This is a genomic window from Agromyces sp. NPDC029043, assembly GCF_055564615.1.
Genome location: NZ_JBVHVX010000003.1, coordinates 102,735 through 121,781, shown reverse-complemented (window position 1 = coordinate 121,781; position 19,047 = coordinate 102,735). Strand labels below are relative to the sequence as shown.

General features: G+C 72.1%; 14 protein-coding genes. 6 read left to right on the top strand and 8 right to left on the bottom strand.

The annotated features are described in order from the left end of the window. Positions 1-25: 25 nt before the first annotated feature. Together arfB and ACZ4TW_RS05860 are read right to left on the bottom strand one after the other, a co-directional pair. Positions 26-463 (bottom strand): alternative ribosome rescue aminoacyl-tRNA hydrolase ArfB, encoded by a 438-nt coding sequence (arfB, locus tag ACZ4TW_RS05865; protein WP_465541093.1) that lies wholly within the window; start codon positions 461-463, stop codon positions 26-28. Between the two features lie 65 nt (positions 464-528). Then, a complete protein-coding gene (locus ACZ4TW_RS05860) occupies positions 529-1,764 on the bottom strand; it encodes a cysteine desulfurase family protein (RefSeq protein WP_465541091.1) in 1,236 nt (411 codons plus the stop codon). A gap of 50 nt (positions 1,765-1,814) precedes the next feature. Between ACZ4TW_RS05860 and glgX the strand changes: the two genes are divergently transcribed. Together glgX and ybaK are read left to right on the top strand one after the other, a co-directional pair. Beyond that, positions 1,815-3,986 (top strand): glycogen debranching protein GlgX, encoded by a 2,172-nt coding sequence (gene glgX, locus ACZ4TW_RS05855; RefSeq protein WP_465541089.1) that lies wholly within the window; start codon positions 1,815-1,817, stop codon positions 3,984-3,986. Continuing rightward, positions 3,986-4,483, top strand: a complete 498-nt coding sequence (ybaK, locus tag ACZ4TW_RS05850; protein WP_465541087.1) for a Cys-tRNA(Pro) deacylase — start codon at positions 3,986-3,988, stop codon at positions 4,481-4,483. The genes glgX and ybaK overlap by 1 nt, the downstream gene beginning before the upstream one ends. Before the next feature lie 42 nt (positions 4,484-4,525). Here ybaK and glgP read toward each other — a convergent pair whose 3' ends face one another. Continuing rightward, entirely contained in the window at positions 4,526-7,090 is a 2,565-nt protein-coding gene (gene glgP, locus ACZ4TW_RS05845; protein WP_465541085.1) for an alpha-glucan family phosphorylase, read from the bottom strand. 147 nt (positions 7,091-7,237) lie between these two features. Here glgP and ACZ4TW_RS05840 point away from each other — a divergent pair, with 147 nt between their 5' ends. Both ACZ4TW_RS05840 and glgB read left to right on the top strand, forming a co-directional pair. Further along, positions 7,238-9,253 (top strand): maltotransferase domain-containing protein, encoded by a 2,016-nt coding sequence (locus ACZ4TW_RS05840; protein WP_465541084.1) that lies wholly within the window; start codon positions 7,238-7,240, stop codon positions 9,251-9,253. After that, positions 9,250-11,454 carry a 1,4-alpha-glucan branching protein GlgB gene (glgB, locus tag ACZ4TW_RS05835; protein ID WP_465541082.1) on the top strand — a complete coding sequence of 735 codons (2,205 nt, stop codon included), beginning with the start codon at positions 9,250-9,252 and terminating at the stop codon, positions 11,452-11,454. Before ACZ4TW_RS05840 ends, glgB begins: the two co-directional genes overlap by 4 nt. A gap of 40 nt (positions 11,455-11,494) precedes the next feature. Here the strand turns inward: glgB and ACZ4TW_RS05830 are convergent, their stop codons facing one another. Then, positions 11,495-12,454 carry a co-chaperone YbbN gene (locus tag ACZ4TW_RS05830; protein ID WP_465541080.1) on the bottom strand — a complete coding sequence of 320 codons (960 nt, stop codon included), beginning with the start codon at positions 12,452-12,454 and terminating at the stop codon, positions 11,495-11,497. Next, complete coding sequence (locus ACZ4TW_RS05825; RefSeq protein WP_465541079.1) at positions 12,451-14,307, bottom strand: DUF8094 domain-containing protein; 1,857 nt, start codon at positions 14,305-14,307, stop codon at positions 12,451-12,453. The genes ACZ4TW_RS05830 and ACZ4TW_RS05825 overlap by 4 nt, the downstream gene beginning before the upstream one ends. A gap of 247 nt (positions 14,308-14,554) precedes the next feature. On the opposite strand from ACZ4TW_RS05825, the gene ACZ4TW_RS05820 reads away from it, so the two are divergent. Next, positions 14,555-16,165: a DivIVA domain-containing protein gene (locus ACZ4TW_RS05820; protein WP_465541078.1), complete on the top strand. Its 1,611-nt coding sequence runs from the start codon at positions 14,555-14,557 to the stop codon at positions 16,163-16,165. A 26-nt stretch (positions 16,166-16,191) separates the two neighbouring features. Then, positions 16,192-17,256: an AI-2E family transporter gene (locus tag ACZ4TW_RS05815; RefSeq protein WP_465541076.1), complete on the top strand. Its 1,065-nt coding sequence runs from the start codon at positions 16,192-16,194 to the stop codon at positions 17,254-17,256. A gap of 32 nt (positions 17,257-17,288) precedes the next feature. On the opposite strand, the gene ACZ4TW_RS05810 is transcribed toward ACZ4TW_RS05815, so the two are convergent. From ACZ4TW_RS05810 to ACZ4TW_RS05800, 3 genes are read right to left on the bottom strand one after another with little or no spacing between them, the layout of a single operon-like run. Further along, complete coding sequence (locus ACZ4TW_RS05810) at positions 17,289-18,026, bottom strand: alpha/beta hydrolase (RefSeq protein ID WP_465541421.1); 738 nt, start codon at positions 18,024-18,026, stop codon at positions 17,289-17,291. An 11-nt stretch (positions 18,027-18,037) separates the two neighbouring features. Beyond that, positions 18,038-18,346 (bottom strand): hypothetical protein, encoded by a 309-nt coding sequence (locus ACZ4TW_RS05805; protein WP_465541073.1) that lies wholly within the window; start codon positions 18,344-18,346, stop codon positions 18,038-18,040. Positions 18,347-18,377: 31 nt separating this feature from the next. Further along, positions 18,378-19,034, bottom strand: coding sequence for an aggregation-promoting factor C-terminal-like domain-containing protein (locus ACZ4TW_RS05800; RefSeq protein ID WP_465541071.1), 657 nt, complete (start codon positions 19,032-19,034; stop codon positions 18,378-18,380). Positions 19,035-19,047 lie beyond the last annotated feature (13 nt).

Sequence of the window (19,047 nt, the reverse complement as noted above, 5' to 3'; positions counted from 1 at the left end):
CGGCTCCCGCCGGAAGTGCACGTGGTCAGTCGCCAGGTGGGCGACGCAATCGCTTGAGGTCGGTGCGCCGCTTCTTCGCCTGCAACCGCCGTTCTTCGGCCCCTCGACTCCGACGTGTCGGTCGTCGTGACGGTGACGGCGGCCGCAGGGCCTCGGCCACGACGGCGGCGAGCCGAGCGCGCGCAGCAGTCCTGTTGCGCAGTTGCGCGCGATGCTCGGATGCGGTGATCGTCAGCACTCCCCCGACGACGCGACTGCTCAGACGCTCGAGGAGTCGCTCCCTCTGGAGCGGAGTGAGGACGGCCGACCCTGCCACATCCCACACGAGTTCCACTCGGGAGTCGGCGGTGTTCACACCCTGCCCGCCGGGACCGGACGATCTCGAGAACCGCCAGGACAACTCGGACTCTGGGATCGTGAGTCCGAAGCCGATCCGAAGTCCGGGACGGTGGGCAGCGGGCATGGATCCATCATCCTCCTGCGCTCGACGTGCTCGCCGCAGACCGGCTCGGGATCCCGGACGGCAGGTCAGCGGTCGAAGCTCGTGGCGCGGCTCGCCATGCCGGCGCGCGCGGCGCGCTCGTAGGCGGCCGGGAGGGCGTCGAGGAACGCGTCGACGTCGGCGTCGGTCGTCGTGCGGCCGAGGGTGATGCGCAGCGCACCGCGCGCCTCCTCCTCGGAGCGGCCCATGGCCAGCAGCACGTGCGAGGGCTCGGGCACGCCGGCCTGGCACGCCGAACCCGTCGAGACGGCGACGCCTGCGGCATCCAGCAGGAACAGCAGCGAGTCGCCCTCGCATCCGGGGAAGGAGAAGTGCGCGTTGCCGGGCAGCCGGCCGGCAGGGTCGGGATCGCCCGAGAGCCGAGCCTCGGGCACGCTCGCCGCGACACCCGCCACCAGCCGGTCGCGCAGGCGCGACATCCGCTCGTCTTCGACCGCACGCTGCCCGGCGGCGGCGCGCGCAGCCGCCGCGAAGCCGGCCGCGGCGGCGACATCCTGCGTGCCCGAGCGGATGCGTCGCTGCTGGCCGCCGCCGTGCAGGAGCGGCTCGATGCGCGTCGAGCGGTCGAGCACGAGCGCGCCGATGCCGACGGGGCCGCCGAGCTTGTGCGCAGAGACGCTGATCGCGACGAGTCCGGCGCCGGGCGGCGCGTTCGTGTCGAGGCGGATCGCGTGCAGGTCGATCGGCACGTGACCGTACGCCGCGATCGCATCGACGTGCAGCGGCACGCCCGCCCGCGCGCACAGCTCGGCGACCTCGCGCACCGGCTCGATCGTGCCGACCTCGTTGTTCGCCCAGAGCATCGTGACCAGGGCGACGGATGGCGCGCCGCGCCCGAGTACCGCGGCGAGCGCGTCGATGCGCAGACGTCCGAGCTCGTCGAGCGGGAGCTCCTCGATCTCGGCGCCCTCGGCGCCCGCGAGCCACTCGACCGTGTCGATGGTGGCGTGGTGCTCGCCGGCCGGCATGAGGATCCGGTGCGCGCCCGTCTCGTGCCGCCGACGCCAGTACAGCCCCTTGATCGCGAGGTTCACCGCCTCGGTGCCGCTGCCGGTGAACACGACCTCGATCGGGTCGGCGCCGAGCGTTTCGGCGACCTGCTCGCGCGACTCCTCGAGCACGCGCTTGGCGTGCTGGCCGGCGCTGTGGATCGACGACGGGTTGCCCACGATCCCGAGCGCCGCGGTCATCGCATCGATCGCCTCGGGCCGCATCGGCGTGGTCGCGGCATGATCGAGGTACACGGCGTCGCCGGCCGGCATCGCGCACCTCCTGATCGGGAACCGGTTCCCTACGAACTACTGTAGTTCGCATGTCCTCCGCCGATCCGCTCCACGACCTGGGCGTGCGCAGCGGACCGGACGGCGGGAGCATCCGCGTCTGGTCTGAGCACGCGACCTCCGTGGAACTGGTCGTGTTCGACCCCGACGACCTGGACTGGGCGACCAGCCGTGTGCCCCTCGAACGCGGCGCCGACGGCGTGTGGAGCGCGACATCCGCCGCCCTGATCACGGGCGCCAGGTACGGCCTGCGGGTCGACGGGCCGGCGGGCATCGAGCACGCGTTCAACCCCGTGCACACGCTGCTCGACCCGTGGGCGCGCGGGCTGCAGGCCGCGGCCGACGGCTCGTGGCGCGGCGTCGTGCTCGACTCGCTCGAGTCCGAGGGCTTCGACTGGGGCGGGGTCGCCAAGCCGCGCGTGGCCCTCGACCACACGGTGGTCTACGAGACGCACGTCCGCGGGTTCAGCAAGCTCAACCTGCGCATCCCCGAGCAGCTTCGGGGCACATATGCGGGACTCGCGCACGACGCGTCGCTGGAGTACCTGACGGGCCTCGGCGTCACGACCGTCGAGCTGCTGCCGGTGCAGGCGTTCGTGCCCGAGCAGCGGCTGGTGCGCCAGGGCCAGGTCAACTACTGGGGCTACAACACGCTCGGGTTCTTCGCCCCGCACACCCCCTACGCCAGTGCCGCGGCCCAGGCCGGGGGGCCCGCGGCCGTCCGCCGCGAGTTCGCGGGCATGGTCAAGCGCCTGCACGAGGCCGGCCTCGAGGTCGTGCTCGACGTGGTCTACAACCACACCGCCGAGGAGGGCCGGCAGGGCCCGACCTACAGCTTCCGCGGCATCGACAACGCGTCGTACTACCGGCACGACGTGCACGGACGCTACGTCGACACGACCGGATGCGGCAACACCCTCGACTTCGGCCACGACGCCCCGACGCGGCTCGTGCTCGACTCGATGCGGTACTGGGCCGAGGAGCTGCAGGTCGACGGCTTCCGGCTCGACCTCGCCGCGACGCTCGGTCGCGACGCGCTCGGTGCCTACTCCCCCGACCACCCGCTGCTGCAGGGCATGCTCGCCGACCCCGTCATCGGCGCGTCGAAGCTCATCGCCGAACCCTGGGACGTCGGCCCGTTCGGATGGCAGACGGGCAACTTCCCCGCCGGTTTCAGCGAGTGGAACGACCGCTTCCGCGACCGCATGCGCGACTTCTGGCTCGGCGACCTGCGCCGCGAACGGGCGGGAGAGCCCGGAAGCGGCATCGGCCGGTTCGCCACGCGCCTCGCCGGCTCGTCGAACACGTTCGCCGCCGAGCGCGGCCCGCTGGCCAGCCTCAACTTCATCACCGCGCACGACGGGTTCACCCTCGCCGACCTCACCGCGTACGACGTCAAGCACAACCTCGGCAACGGCGAGCACAACCGCGACGGAACCGACCACAACAACTCCTACAACCACGGCGTCGAAGGCCCCACCGACGACGCCGACATCGCTGCGGCGCGGCGGCGCAGCATCCGGAACCTGCTCGGCACGCTGCTGCTCTCGGCCGGCGTGCCCATGCTCACCGCCGGCGACGAGTACGGCCGCAGCCAGCGCGGCAACAACAACGCGTACTGCCACGACTCCGAGCTCACCTGGCTCGCGTGGGACGGCGTCGACCGCGACTCAGCGCTCGAGGCGACCGCTCGGCACCTGCTGCGGCTGCGCCACGAGAACCCGGCGCTGCGGCCCGTGCGGTACGGGCGCTTCGGCGAGACCGTGCCGAGCGCCTCGCAGATGGACTGGTACAACGCCCAGGGCGACACCATGACGATCGACCACTGGAACGACGCGTCGCACCGCACGCTGCAGTTCGTGGCGGCGTCGACGCCCGAGGTCGAGGAGTACAACCGGATCCTCCTCGTCGTGCACGCCTCGGAGACCGATGCCGAGGTCCTGCTGCCCGAGCATCCCGGCGTCGACGACTACGAGCTGTTGTGGGACTCCTCGCGCGAGGAGCCCGACGGCGAACTCGGCGCGCGATTCGCTCCGGGTGAGCCGATGGCGGTGGCCCCGCAGTCCATGCGCCTGTTCCGCGCCACCGGTGAGCCGTCGCCGGGCCCCGCCGCCGCGGCCGCATCGACCTTCGCCACCGACGTCGATGCGCTCCCCGACGCCGACGACACGGTTCCACCGGAGGAACGGGCCGAGCGGCGCTGATGGCCAGGCGAACGGATGGCTCGGCCGGGACGCCGGCCACCGTCGCGCTCGCGCGCGCCGGCATCCGCTTCACCGCGCACGCGTACGAGCACGACCCCCGCGCGGCGGGCTACGGGCTCGAGGCCGCCGAGAAGCTGGGCCTCGAACCGGCGCGGGTGTTCAAGACGCTGCTCGCGACGGTCGACGGCGCACTCACCGTCGCGATCGTGCCCGTCGCCGACCAGCTCGACCTGAAAGCGCTCGCGGCGGCACTCGGAGGGAAGCGCGCCGAGATGGCCGACCCGGCCGTCGCCGAGCGGAAGACGGGCTACGTCATCGGCGGCATCAGCCCGATCGGCCAAAAGACGGCGCTGCCCACCGTACTCGACGAGACCGCGATCCTCTGCGAGTCCGTGTTCGTGTCCGGGGGCCGGCGCGGCCTCGACCTCGAGCTGGCGCCCGACGACCTGATCGCCGTCACGGGCGGCCGCTACGCCCCGATCGCGCGCCCCCGCTGACGCGTGCCGCGCAGCCGCGGCCAGCGTTCTCGATGAAGCGCTTCAGTCGGCGGCGGCGACCAGGCCGAGCTCGGCGGCGGAGAGCAGGAGCGGGTGGCGCGGCACGACCCTCACGGTGTACCCGAACGCGCCCGCGCGGTCGAGCGTGACGGTGCCGACGTAGACGCGGGTCGCGGCATCCGTCGTGGAGGTGCCGTCGGGCTCGAGCACCGCGATGCGCGCGTCGTCGATGCGGTCGTCGCCGTGCGAGTGGCCGTAGACGACCTCGACCGACACGTCGTCGGGCGAGAGCCAGCCGAGGGCGACGTGCGCGCGCAGGTGCAGTTCGTCGCCGACGTGCGGCGTCGACTCGACTCCGCCCGACTCGACGTGCGAGACCTGCACGCCCGACCACGCGGCCCGGACGCCGGCGACCCACTCCGCGAGCTCGCGCGCGGGCTTCGCGCCGTTCGCGCCGACGAGCGCGGCGTGCTCGGCCGCGGGGCGGTAGAGCCGCTCGACGTACTCGCGCACCATCCGGTCGGCGCCCAGCTCGGGCGAGAGGTTCGCGAGCGTGCGCCGCACGCGCGTCATCCACTCGGTCGGAACCCCGTCGTGGTCGCGGTCGTAGAACAGGCGCGTGATGCGGTGCTCGATGAGGTCGTAGAGGGCGGATGCCTCGAGCCGGTCGCGCTCACCGGGGTCGGGCGCCGCATCGGCGGTCGGGATGACCCAGCCGTGGTCATCGGCGGCGTACTCGGCCCACCATCCGTCGAGGATGGACAGGTTCAGCGCCCCGTTCATGGCCGCCTTCATGCCGGACGTGCCGCACGCCTCGAGCGGGCGGAGCGGGTTGTTCATCCAGACGTCGCAGCCCGGGTAGAGGGTCTCGGCCATGCCCATGTCGTAGTCGGGCAGGAACACGATCCGCTCGCGCAGGTCGGGGCGCTGCGCGAACTGGACCAGCTTCTGGATGAGGCGCTTGCCCTCCTCGTCGGCGGGATGCGCCTTGCCGGCGATCACGAACTGCACGGGCCGGTCGGGGTTCGTGAGGATCGCGGCGAGCCGGTCGGGGTCCTGCAGCATCAGCGTGAGGCGCTTGTACGTGGGCACGCGGCGCGCGAAGCCGATCGTGAGCACGTCGGGGTCGAGGACGCGGCGCACCCAGTCGGGCGCGACGGCCCCCGCGTGCTGGTCGGCCCAGGCCGCGGCGAGACGACGGCGGGCATCCTCGACGAGTTGCAGCCGCATGCCGCGCTTGACGCTCCAGAGCTCGGCGTCGCTCACGGCCTGGCTCATCCAGTCGGCGTGCTCGGTGTCGCCCGTGCCGAGTCGCTCCTCGGCGAGTTCGAGCAGGGCGGGGTCGGTCCACGTGGGGGCGTGCACCCCGTTCGTGATCGAGGTGATCGGCACCTCGTCGGGATCGAAGCCCGGCCACAGGTCGGCGAACATGCCGCGGCTGACCTCGCCGTGCAGCTTCGAGACGCCGTTGGCGTGCCGCGCCAGCCGGAGTCCCATGAACGCCATGTTGAAGGCGCTCTCGTCGGGGTGCGCTCCCGGTTCGAGACCGAGCGGCAGCGCGTCGGCCGGGTCGACGCCGGGCAGCAGGCCCGACTCGAGGTACCCGGCGACGAGGGTGCGGTCGAAGCGGTCGATTCCCGCCGGCACCGGCGTGTGCGTCGTGAACACCGTTCCCGCGCGAACCAACTGGAGCGCCTCGTCGAACGTGAGCCCCTCGCCGATGCAGGCCGAGATGCGCTCGAGGCCGAGGAAGCCCGCGTGGCCCTCGTTCATGTGGAACACGTCGGGGAAATGGCGGCCGGTGAGCTCGCTCCAGGCACGCAGCGCGCGGACGCCGCCGATGCCCAGCAGGAGCTCCTGCTGCAGGCGGTGCTCGCCCCCACCGCCGTAGAGCCGGTCGGTGACCTGGCGGAGGTCGTCGTCGTTCGCGGGGATGTCGGTGTCGAGCAGGAGCAGGGTCACGCGTCCCACGGCGGCCTGCCAGACGCGCGCGTGCAGGCTGCGATCGCCCGGCACCGCGAGCGTGACCTGGACGGGCGTGCCGTCGGCTCGCCGCAGCACCGACAGCGGCAGCCCGTCGGGGTCGAGCGCGGGATAGCGCTCCTGCTGCCATCCGTCGGGTGCGATGGCCTGCGAGAAGTAGCCGGCCTTGTAGAACAGCCCGACGGCGACCAGGGGCACGCCGAGGTCGGACGCGGCCTTGAGGTGGTCGCCGGCGAGGATGCCGAGCCCGCCGGAGTACTGCGGCAGTGCCGCCGAGATGCCGAACTCGGGCGAGAAGTACGCGATCGTCCGCGGCGTGTCGGCGCCGAGCGACTGGAACCAGCGCGGCTCGCTCACATAGGCGCGCAGGCCCTCCCGCTCGCGCTCGGCCCAGCCGACGTAGCCCTCGTCGTGCGCGAGCTCCTCGAGCCGGCGCGGGTCGACGTCGCCGAGGAACGCGATGGGGTCGCGCTCGGACCGGCGCCAGCCGACGGGGTCGATGTGCTCGAACAGCCGTCGGGTCGGCTCGTGCCACGACCAGCGGAGGTTCGCGGCGAGCTCCTCGAGCGCGCTGAGCTGCGGCGGCACCACGGCCCGGACGGTGAACTTGCGGATCGGCTTCACGGGACCACATTAGGCGGGCGCGTGTGACATCCGGGTGAACGGACATCACGATCCGGTCGCGAGGCGCGAGCGAGCAGCCGTAGCACGCCTCGTCATGCGGGCGAAACCGTGCTGCCGTTCGCCGGACATCCGCGCTACGGTCGGAACGTGACCAGCCGACCCGTTCGTGCCGGCCGGATCCCCGTGACCCGGCTTACGCCCGCCCTGCCCGATCCGCGATGGAACCCGAAGGCGTTCGCCGGGGAGGTGGTCCCGTTCCGCGCCACGGTCTTCCGCGAGGGGCACGACCTGGTCGGGGCCATGCTCGTGCTCACGAGCCCGTCGGGTGCGGTGCAACGGCACCGGATGTCGCCGCTCGCGGCCGGCACCGACCGGTGGGAGGCCAGGGCGCGGCTCGACGAGACGGGCGCCTGGTCGTGGCACGTGACGGGGTTCGGTGACGAGGTGGGCACGTGGATCCACGACGCCGAGGTCAAGATCGACGCCGGCGTCGACGTCGAGCTCATGTACGAGATCGGCGCGCGCCTGGCGGAACGAGGGGCCAAGCAGGTCGAGCGGCCCGCGGCGGTGCGCAAGCGCCTGAGGGCCTACGCGGCGGCGCTGCGTGCGACCGATGGCGAGCCATCCGCCCGCCGCGCCCTGCTGCACGACCCGCTGCTCGCCGAGTTCGACGTGCGGCCGCTCGCGCGGCTGACGACCGACTCCGAGGAGCACGAGATCGTCGTCGAGCGCCGGCGTGCCGGCGTCGGCTCCTGGTACGAGTTCTTCCCGCGCTCCGAGGGCGCGCGGCAGCTGAAGAAGGACGGCTCGTGGAAGTCGGGCACGTTCCGCACGGCGCAGCGCCGGCTCGACGGCGTCGCCGCGATGGGCTTCGACGTCGTGTACCTGCCGCCGATCCATCCCATCGGCGTCGCGTTCCGCAAGGGGCCGAACAACACGTTGAACCCCGGCCCGCACGACCCCGGCTCGCCGTGGGCGATCGGCGGCGCGGCGGGCGGCCACGACGCCATCCATCCCGACCTCGGCAGCCTCGCCGACTTCCGCGCGTTCGTGCGCCGGGCCGCCGCCCTCGGGATCGAGATCGCGCTCGACCTCGCGCTGCAGGCCTCGCCCGACCATCCGTGGGTGACCGAGCACCCGGAGTGGTTCACGACGCTGCCCGACGGCACGATCGCGTACGCCGAGAACCCGCCGAAGAAGTACCAGGACATCTACCCGATCAACTTCGACGACGACTTCGAGGGCCTCGTGGTCGAGGTGACCCGCATCGTGCGGCACTGGATGAAGCAGGGCGTGCGGATCTTCCGCGTCGACAACCCGCACACCAAGCCGCTGGCGTTCTGGGAGCGCCTCATCGGCGACATCAACGCGACCGACCCCGACGTCGTCTTCCTCGCCGAGGCGTTCACCCGCCCGGCCATGATGCAGGCGCTCGCGATGGTCGGCTTCCAGCAGTCGTACTCGTACTTCACTTGGCGAAACACGAAGCAGGAGCTCGAGGAGTTCCTGACGAGCGTGTCGCAGGAGACCGCCGACTTCATGCGGCCCAACCTGTTCGTGAACACGCCAGACATCCTCACCGAGTACCTCCAGTTCGGCGGGCCGGCCGCGTTCACGGTGCGCGCCACCATCGCCGCGACCGCCGCACCGACGTGGGGCGTCTACTCGGGCTTCGAGCTGTTCGAGTCGGTCGCCCGTCCCGGCGCCGAGGAGGCCATCGACAACGAGAAGTACGAGTTCAAGCCGCGCGACTTCGTGGCCGCCGAGAAGGAGGGTCGCTCGCTCGCGCTCTACCTCGGCATCCTCAACCGCATCCGCGCCGAGCACCCCGCGCTCGGCCAGCTGCGCAACATCCGCTTCCACTACAGCGACGACGACTCGGTGCTCGTCTACAGCAAGCACCTCGAGGGGCGGTTCATCGACGGACACGCCGACACCGACCACGACACCATCCTCGTCGTCGCCAACGTCGACCCGCACTCGGTGCGCGAGACGACCGTGCACCTCGACCTCGCCGCGATCGACCTCGACCCCGGCACGACGTTCGCCGTCGAGGACCTCGTCACCGGCGAACGCTGGGACTGGGGCGAGCACAACTACGTGCGCCTCGACGCGTTCACCCAGCCCGTGCACATCCTCCGAGTGATTCGAGGCGCCTCATGACCGACACCTCCCCCGTCCAGGCGCCCCCGGTGCCCGACGACCTCATCCTCGCCGTCGCGGAGGGCCGCCACCACGACCCGCACTCGGTGCTCGGCCAGCACGGGTTCGACGCGCCGGCGCACGGCGGCGCGCACACGGTCATCCGCGTGCGGCGGCCGCTCGCTGCAAGCGTCGACGCGCTGCTCGACGACGGCACCGAGCTGCCGCTCGAGCACGTCGCGTACGGCGTCTGGGCGGGCGCTGGCGCGTTCGGGCCGACCGGATACCGCGTACGCGCCCGCTACGGCGACGGCAGCCAGTGGACCGCCGACGACCCCTACCGGTATGCGCCCACCATCGGCGAGGTGGACCTGCACCTCATCGCGGAGGGCCGCCACGAGGAGTTGTGGAAGGTCCTCGGCGCCCACCACCGGGAGTTCCCGTCGGTGACCGGCCCGCTGCGCGGCGTGTCGTTCACCGTGTGGGCTCCGCGCGCCCGCGCGGTGCGCGTCGTCGGCGACTTCAACCGCTGGGACGGCGTGGGCCACCCCATGCGGAACATGGGCGCCAGCGGCGTCTGGGAGCTCTTCGTCCCCGACGTGGAGCCGGGGGCGTCGTACAAGTACGAGATCCTCACCCAGTCGGGCGCGTGGGTCATGAAGGCCGACCCGATGGCTCGCCGCGCCGAGGTCGCGCCGGCGACCGCGTCGGTCGTCGCGACCTCGCAACACGAGTGGGCCGACGGCGAGTGGATGTCGCGGCGGGCGCACTCGAACCCGCACGAGCTGCCCATGAGCATCTACGAGCTCCACCTCGGATCGTGGCGGCCGGGCAAGGGATACCGCGACATCGCCGACGAGCTCGTCGAGTACCTGCAGTGGCTCGGCTACACGCACGTCGAGTTCCTGCCCCTCGCGGAGCATCCGTTCGGCGGCTCGTGGGGCTACCAGGTCACCGGGTACTTCGCGATCACCTCGCGATTCGGCAGCCCCGACGACCTCAAGTACCTCATCGACCGGCTGCACCAGGCCGGCATCGGCGTGATCATGGACTGGGTGCCCGGGCACTTCCCCAAGGACGAGTGGGCGCTCGCGCGCTTCGACGGCGAACCGCTGTACGAGCACGCCGACCCGCGCCGCGGCGAGCAGAAGGACTGGGGCACGCTCGTCTTCGACTACGGCAACCCGCGCGTGCGCAACTTCCTCGTCGCGAACGCGCTGTTCTGGCTGGAGGAGATGCACGTCGACGGCCTGCGCGTCGACGCCGTGGCATCCATGCTCTACCTCGACTACTCCCGCGAGGACGGCGAATGGTTGCCGAACTGGTACGGAGGCCGCGAGCACCTCGAGGCGATCGGCTTCTTGCAGGAGGCCACCGCGACCGCGTACAAACGCAACCCCGGCGTCGTGATGATCGCCGAGGAGTCGACCTCGTGGCCCGGCGTCACGGCCCCCACCACGTCGGGCGGCCTGGGCTTCGGCTACAAGTGGAACATGGGGTGGATGCACGACACCCTGCAGTACATCCAGCGCGACCCGATGTACCGCTCGCACCACCACGGCGAGCTCACGTTCTCGTTCCTGTACACGTTCAGCGAGCACTTCATCCTGCCGATCAGCCACGACGAGGTCGTGCACGGCAAGGGCTCGCTCGTGCGCAAGATGCCCGGCGACCATTGGCAGCAGCTCGCGAACACCCGCGCGTACCTCGCCTACATGTGGGCGCACCCGGGCAAGCAGCTGCTCTTCATGGGGCAGGAGTTCGGGCAGCTCTCCGAGTGGAGCGAGGAGCGCGGCCTCGACTGGTGGATCCTCGACCAGCCGAGCCATCGCCAGCTCGCCGAGCTCGTCGGCGCGCTGAACCGCCGCTACCGCGACACGCCCGCGCTCTGGCAGCTCGACGACGACTCCGCCGGCTTCGACTGGGTCGAGGGCGGCGCGGCCGACCTCAACGTGATCGCGTTCCTGCGCTACGACCGCGAGCGCCGGCCGCTGCTCTGCATCGTGAACTTCGCGGGGCGCCCCCACGAGGGCGTGCGGTTCGGGGTCCCGTCGGCCGGTCGGTGGCGTGAGGTGCTGAACACGGATGCCGCGGAGTACGGCGGCTCGGGCGTGGGCAACCTCGGCGGGGTGGAGGCGACCGACGAGCCGTGGGGCGGCAAGCCGGCCTCGGCGGTGTTCACGCTGCCGCCGCTCGCGGCCGTGTGGTTCCAGCCCGAGTGACGCAGGGAGCACCCGGAGGATCCGGGCGCGGACCGAGACCTCAGTACAGGAGCATCGCGAGCCGGCGACGCGCCGCGGTCACGCGCGGGTCCTCGGCGCCGACCACCTGGAACAGCTCGAGCAGGCGCTCGCGCACCGTGTTCTTGCCCGCGGCATCCTGCTTCGGGAAGAGGTCGAGCAGGCGCGCGAAGGCGTCGTCGACGTGCCCGCCCGAGAGGTCGAGGTCGGCGACGTCGAGCTGCGCCTCGAGGTCGTCGGGCGCCGACGCCGCGCGATTGCGGATCTCGTCGAGCGTCTTGCCCTGCAGCCGCCCGAGCAGGTTCGCCTGCGCGAGGCCGGCGACCGCGAGGTCGTCGCGCGGATCCTGTGCGATGGCCGTCTTGTACGCGGATGCCGCGGCGGCGTAGTCGCCGCGGCTGATCGCGTCGAACGCCTCCTGGTGCAGCGGCGGCAGCGGCTCCTCCGCCGGCTCCTCCGGCTCGCCGGGCTCGGCCCCCTCATCCTCGCCGGACACCCGGCCGGTCACGCCGTTGCGCTCGGCGATCTCGAGCAGCTGGTCGAACACCTGCTCGATGACGTCGTCGGGCTGGACGCCCTCGAACAGCGGGACGGGCTGCCCGGCGACGAGCGCCACGAGCGTGGGGATGGCGCGCGCCTGCAGGGCCTGGACGAGCTGCGGACTCCGATCGGCGTCGGCCGCGGCGAGCACCAGCCGGCCGCCACGGGCGCGCACGAGCCGCTCGAGGGACTCGACGAGCTGCACGGACTGCTCGCTCCACGAGGCCCAGAGCACGACCACGACGGGCACCGTGCGCGAGAGCTCGAGCACCTGGCCGAAGCCCTGGTCGTCGGTCGCGACCACCACACCGCCCTGCGCGCGGCCGGGCGTGTCTCCGCCCGGCGCGGCATCGGCCCGCCGTTCGTCGCGGTGCACCAGCGCAGACAGGTCGACCGCGCCGCGGAGGTTCGCGGGTTGCTGCGGGGGAACGGCGTTCGTCACTGGACCTCCGATGCTCCGATGAGGGACTCCGACCAGCCGAGCAGTCGGATCTGCTCGTCGGATCCGACCGCGGGGACGTAGAACATGAGCTGGATGCCGATCACGCGCTGGACGCCCTTCGCGCTCTTCTCGCTGAATCCGGAGAGGGCGGCACCGGGCGCGCCGGCCTCGAACCCGATCGTACCGCCGTCGTTCGGGGTGACCTTCTCGGTCTGCTCGAGCGACACGGTCACGAGCGCTCCGGAGTCGTTCGTGGCGAGCGCGACCGTCGGGCTGTCGCCCACCACGTTCGAGAACGCGATGTCGGCCGTGTCGGGCAGCGCCTCGGCGATGGCCTTCTGGCCCTCGACGCCGAGCTGCTGGCGGATCACGTCGCCCTCGGGGTCGAACAGGGCCGCGTGCGGCGACTCGTCGCCCTTCAGCAGGACGTCGGCGTAGGCCGGCGCGACCTGGCCGGTCGGCATGACGAGGCCCTTGAACTCGGGGTTGATCGGCGGCGCGCCGATGCTCGCCGGGGCGACCTCGGGCACGTCGGCGTCGGGCACGAGCGCCGTCGCGTAGAGCACCTTGTAGTTCTCGCGCGGGGACTCCTGTCGGAGGACGAGCGCGGTCGGCGCCACGGTCTCGTCGTCGCTGTTCTTCGCGATCGTCAGCACCGTGCGCGGCCAACCGGTCGCCTGCTGCGGGAGCGTGAGGGTGAGCGGCGAAGCCGGGATGGCGGGCAGTGCGGGATGCTCGGCGATCGAGCCGCGGATCGCGTAGTTCGCCGTGCGCGCCTCGAGCGCAGGGCCGGTGAACCGCTCCCCGAGGCGGTCGGTGTCGCGGGCCTCGTCGACCTCGGTCGTGAAGACGGCGATGCTGCGCATGATGCGCTCCATCTGCGGCACGGTGACGGCCGGGACGACCTCGGGCGCCTCCGACTCCTCGGTCTCCTCGTCGCCGTCGGCAGTCGCCACCGGCGTCGCAGGCGCGGTGGTCTCGGGTGCCGAGCCGAGGTCGGGCCAGTAGTCGGCGGAGCAGGCAGAGAGGGCGAGCGCGGGCACGAGCAGCAGGGGTGCGACGAGGGCGCGACGCTGGCGGCCCAGCGATCGCCGAGGTCCGGCGCCGGATGCGGCCCTCTGCTGCGACCGCGACGGACGCGGCGCGCGCGCGAGCTTGCCCTTGGGGCCGCGCGGGAGGTTGCGGCGCGGGCCGCGCGAGCGGCGGTGGGCGATCAGCCCGGAGACGACCAGAGCGATGCCCACGAGGAACACCAGTGCACCGCCGACGATGAGCGGTCCCGCCCACGGCGTGGAGTTGTCGAGCGGCCAGGCCACCTCGATGGAGCCGGGCGCCGGCTCGGTGCCGTCGGACGCGAGGAGCACCGAGATGCCCTCGGGCACGTCGACCGTCGTGGTGAGCGTACGCTCGCCGGTCAGCTCGTCGAGCCACAGGTCGCTTCCGGCGGGCGAGGCCGCCGGCGTCTCGGCCTCGGAGGCGGCGCCGGCCTCCGGTGCCGGCGTGGCGGGCGTGTCGTCGTCGGCGGTCGAGGAGGTGACCACCTCGTCGGTGAACTCGCCGGTCTCGGCGTCGTACCCGACCGCGACGTACGAGTCGTCGCCGATCCAGGCCTCGACGTCGGCGGTGCGACCGTACGACAGGAACACGGACTCGGCTCCGGAGACCGTGATGGTCTGCTTGCCCGGGTTCGCCGCGAGGGCGTCGGGCTGGAGCACGATGTAATCGGCCTGGCTGTCGACGACGGTCTCGAGGGAGACCTCATCGGGCTCCAGGAAGACCGTCCGTTGCGCGATGCCGAAACCGATCAGCACGGCCGCGGCGGCGAACGCCAGAATGGCGAGAACGAATCGCACGCAGTTACCTCCAGGCCGCCCACGCGGCATCCGACAAAGACACCCAACACTACCGACCCTGTCTGGGAGTCGCCTCACCGATGACTGGATGGTGGCGGGGCGGGGCCACCCGCGGCGGCGCGGGCCGACCCTGCGGTCACAGGACGGACACGAGGGCCCCGCGTGCGGGCGCCCGGCCGTATGATCGGAGGCGACCCGCGCACCCCCACAACCCCCCACATCGCGGGACACGACTCCGGAGGAAGAATTGGCCGTCGAAGAGACCGAGTTCACGCAGGTTTTCCGCGGATACGACAAGGACGAGGTCGACCGGAGCATCAACGCGCTCCGCCGCGAGATCATCGCCGCGAACAACGCGTCCGGCGAGGTGCAGAAGGAGAACAAGCGACTCCTCGCCCGCATCGAGGAGCTGACCGCCGAGCTCGAGGAGGTCGGCAGCCCCACGTTCTCCGGACTCGGCACCAAGCTCGAGAACACGTTGCGCGTGGCGGAGGAGCAGTCCACGCGCCTCATCGCCCAGGCCGACATCGACGCCGAGAAGCTGCGCCGCGCCGCCGAGGACGAGGCGCACCTGATGCGCTCCGACGCGCACGAGCTCGCCGAGCGCACGCTCTCCGAAGCGCGCGCGCAGGCCAACCGCCTCCTCGAGAACGCGCGTGCCGAGGCCGACGACATGGTCGCCCGCGCGCAGGAGTCGAGCGAGCAGTTCCGCGACGACGCCGAGCGCGACGCGGCATCCGTCCGCGGCGCCGCCGCGACCGAGGCGGCCGAGGTGCGCTCGACCGCCAAGCGCGAGGCGTCCGCGCTCATCGCCGAGGCCGAGCGCAAGGCCGCCGAGATGCTGGTCGCCGCCAACACCGAGGCGAACGAGGCGCGCGCCGCCGCCGCGGGCCTCCAGGAGGAGACCGAGCAGACGCGTGCCGAGGTGGCGATCGAACTCGACCAGAAGCGCGCCGAGCTGGCCAAGGAGACCGAGCAGGCCCGCATCGACCTGGCCCGCGAGACCGAGCAGGCCCGCCTCGATCTCGAGCGCGAGACCGCGGAGTCGCGCGCGGCCATTGCGGCCGAGGTCGAGGAGCGTCGCGCGGCGCTCGACCACGAGCTCGAGCAGGCGCGCACCGACCTCGAGCGCGAGCTCGAGGCCGAGCGCGCGAAGCTCGAGCAGCAGCGCCGGCAGACCACGGTCGACCTCGAGCGGGAGTCCGAGACCACGCGCCTGAAGCTGCAGCACGAGCTCGACCGCATCCGTGCCAAGCACGCCGCCGAGCTCGACCAGATGCGGGCCGACCTCGCGCTCGAGCAGGAGCAGGCCCGCGCCGACTTCGAGGCCGAGGCCGAGCAGGCGCGCATCGACCTCGACAATCAGCTCACGTCGATGAAGAAGAAGACCACGCACGAGGTCAACCGCATGCGCCGCGAGATCGAGCGGGCGCGAATGGACCTCGACTCCGAGCTCGCCACGAAGCGCGACGAGGCCGAGCAGGAGCTCCTCGCCGCCCAGCAGCAGGCCGCCGAGCAGACCAGGAAGTTCCTCGACGACGCCAATGCCGAGCTCGAGGAGGCGATCGCCCGCACCAACCAGAGCCGTGCCGAGGCCGAGCGACTCGAGACCGAGGTTCGGTCCGAAGCGGCCGCGTCCCGTGAGAAGGCCGATGAGGAGGCGCGCGAGCGCGTCGCCGCGGCCCACGCGCAGGCACGCAAGCTCATCGCCGACGCCGAGGAGCGCACCCGCTCCCTCGTCGCTGACGCCGAGGACCGCCTCGCGCAGATCAAGATCGAGCGCGACGCCGTCGCCGGCTACTTCGAGAGTCTGCGCGGCGTGCTCACGCAGGCCGAGCAGGTCGCGAACCGGAAGTAGCGGACGGGAACGGCCTGGGCGCGGCGGTGAGGATCCAGAACGCGTTCCGCATCGCCCTCGTCGGCACGCTCGGCGTGGGCGTCGGACTCCTGATCCTCTCGGCCGTCTCGAGCCTGTCCACGATCCTGACCTACATCGGGGCCGCGCTGTTCCTCGCCCTCGGCCTCGAGCCCGCCGTCAGCGGGCTCGAGCGCCGAGGGCTTCCGCGTTGGGCCGCGATCGTCCTGGTCATCCTCGGCGTCGCAGCCGTCGTCGCGGCGCTGCTGCTCGCGGTGATCCCGATCATCGTCGACCAGGTCGCCGAGCTGATCGCCCAGATCCCCGGGATCGTGGCGCAGCTGAATCGGGTCGACTGGATCGAGTGGCTCCAGGCGCAGTTCCCGCTGCTGAAGATCGACGAGATCAGCGAACAGGCGGGCGCGGCGCTCACCGAGTTCTTCACCAACCCCGACAAGCTCAGCGAGCTGCTCGGCGGCGTCTGGGCGGTCGCGCTCGCCATCGGCGGCGGCGTGTTCGCGGTGATCGTCGTCGCCGTCCTGACCGTGTACTTCACCGCGTCGCTCGACGCCATGAAGCGCGCGACGTACCAGCTCGTCCCGGCCTCGCGACGCGCGCGGTTCGCCGACCTCACCGAGCAGATCACGCAGTCGGTCGGCCGCTACGTCATCGGCCAGGTCTCCTTGGCCGCCGTGAACGGCTTCCTGAGCTTCGCGTTCCTCTCGATCATCCAGGCGCCGTTCCCCGCGGTGCTCGCGTTCATCGCGTTCCTGTTCTCGCTCGTGCCGCTCGTCGGCACGCTCACCGGTTCCATCCTCATCGTGCTGATCTGCCTCATCCCGGGCATCGGGTCGCCACTGACCGCGCTGACGGCGGCCGTGTACTACCTCATCTACATGCAGATCGAGGCGTACGTGCTGTCGCCGCGCATCATGAGCCGGGCCGTGAAGGTGCCGGGCGCGCTCGTGGTCGTGGCGGCGCTCGCGGGCGGCGCGCTGCTCGGCATCCTCGGCGCCCTGGTCGCGATTCCGATCGCCGCGGCCATGCTGCTCATCATCAAGCAGGTCGTCATCCCCCGACAGAACGAGCGCTGACCCGCGCCCCGCCGTGGCTCCGTCGCCGCGGCTCAGGCCGTCGGCTGGGTGACGGACGCCGCTGGCCACTCGGTCGGCAACGGCAGCGCCGACGGATTGACCGCCCGAACGATCTCGTCGAGGACGCGCCGCGTCTGCGACTCCCCCACCCAGAGGTGCTTGCCGCCCGCGACGTCGATGCGGGTCAGGTGCGGCAGGTCGGCGAACCGCTCGGCCGCCTCGGCGGGCCGCAGGTAGTCGTCGTGCTCGGGGATGACCGCGATGAGCGGCACCGGAGCCGATCGCCACCGCGCAAGCTCCTCGTCGCTGGTGCGGTGCAACGGCGGCGAGAGGAGGATCGCACCCGCGATGCCGTGCTCGAGGCCGTACTTGAGCGCGAGCTCGGTGCCGAACGACCAGCCGACGAGCCACGGGTTCGGGAGGCCGCGCTCCTCGACGAAGCGCATCGCCGCCGCGACATCCGCCCGCTCGGCGACGCCTTCGCCGAACGCGCCGTCGCTCGTGCCGCGCGGCGAGGTCGTGCCACGCGTGTTGAACCGGAGGACGGCCAGGCCGGCGAGCGCCGGAAGGCGCGCCGCTGCCTTCCGGATGATGTGGGAGTCCATGAAGCCGCCGGCCGTGGGGAGCGGATGCAGCGTCACGAGCGTCGCGACGGGCGCGCGGTCGACCGGCGTGGCGAGCTCGCCGACCAGCCGGAGGCCATCGCTCGTGCGGAGCTCGATCTGCTCGCGGTTCGCGGGCAACTCGACGCCCGCGCGGATCTCGGTCATCGTCTCGTCGGTCACTTCGGTCCGATCCTCCAGCAGTGCGTGTGCCAGTGCCGCCTCGAGGCGAGGTCGGCCGCGTCGCCGAGCACGCCATCGGCGCGCCAGGCCACGAGATGCGCGGTCCCGGGCTCGATCTCGAGGCCGCAGCCGGGACACAGGTAGGCCTTCGCCGCCTGCGCCTCGCCGACGGGCTGCACGTTCCATTCGCGACCGCCCCGGACCTCGGTGCGCCGCCAGCCGGCGGTCAGTCGCTCGACGTCGAGTTCGGGATGCGGTTCGCGGGCCTTCGCCGCGCGACCAAGGGAGCGGTGCGAGCGAGGCATGCTCCCAGTCTATGGCCGGGCCCGAAGGGGCTCAGTACCAGCCGACGCTCTGGGAGTGAGCCCACGCGCCGCAGGGCGCGTCGTAGCGGGCGGTGATGTAGCCGAGGCCCCACTCGATCTGCGTGGCGGCGTTCGTCGCCCAGTCGGCGCCGGCGGTGGCCATCTTGGAGCCGGGCAGGGCCTGCGGGATGCCGTACGCCCCGCTCGATGCGTTGTACGCGTTCACGCGCCATCCGGATTCCTTGCTCCAGAGCGCGACCAGGCAGTCGAACTCGGTGCTCGGCCAGCCACGGGCGGCGACCGCCCCGGCCGCGTACGCCTGCGCCGAACCCGGGTCGGGCACGACGGCGGGCGGCGCCCAGCCGGCCGCCTCGGCGGGTTCGGGCTCGGGCTCGGGCTTCTTCTCGACGAGGTAGCCCTCGGACGCGACCGATGCCGCGGCGACCTCGCCGTCGACGGCGAACTGCTGCGCGGCCTGCCCGCCGAACCGGTCGGCGGGGACGTAGGTCGACGACGCCGTGGCGCCGGAGTACGGGTCGACGATGTTGACGAGGAGGAAGCTGACCGAAGCGGCGAACGCGACCACGACCGTCGCCCCCTGCTTCACGCGGCCGGCGACGCTCATACCGCGGGGCGCGCGAGCGACCTCGATCGGCTCATCGCCGTATTCGCCCGAATGCCTGCCCACGATTCGACGAGTG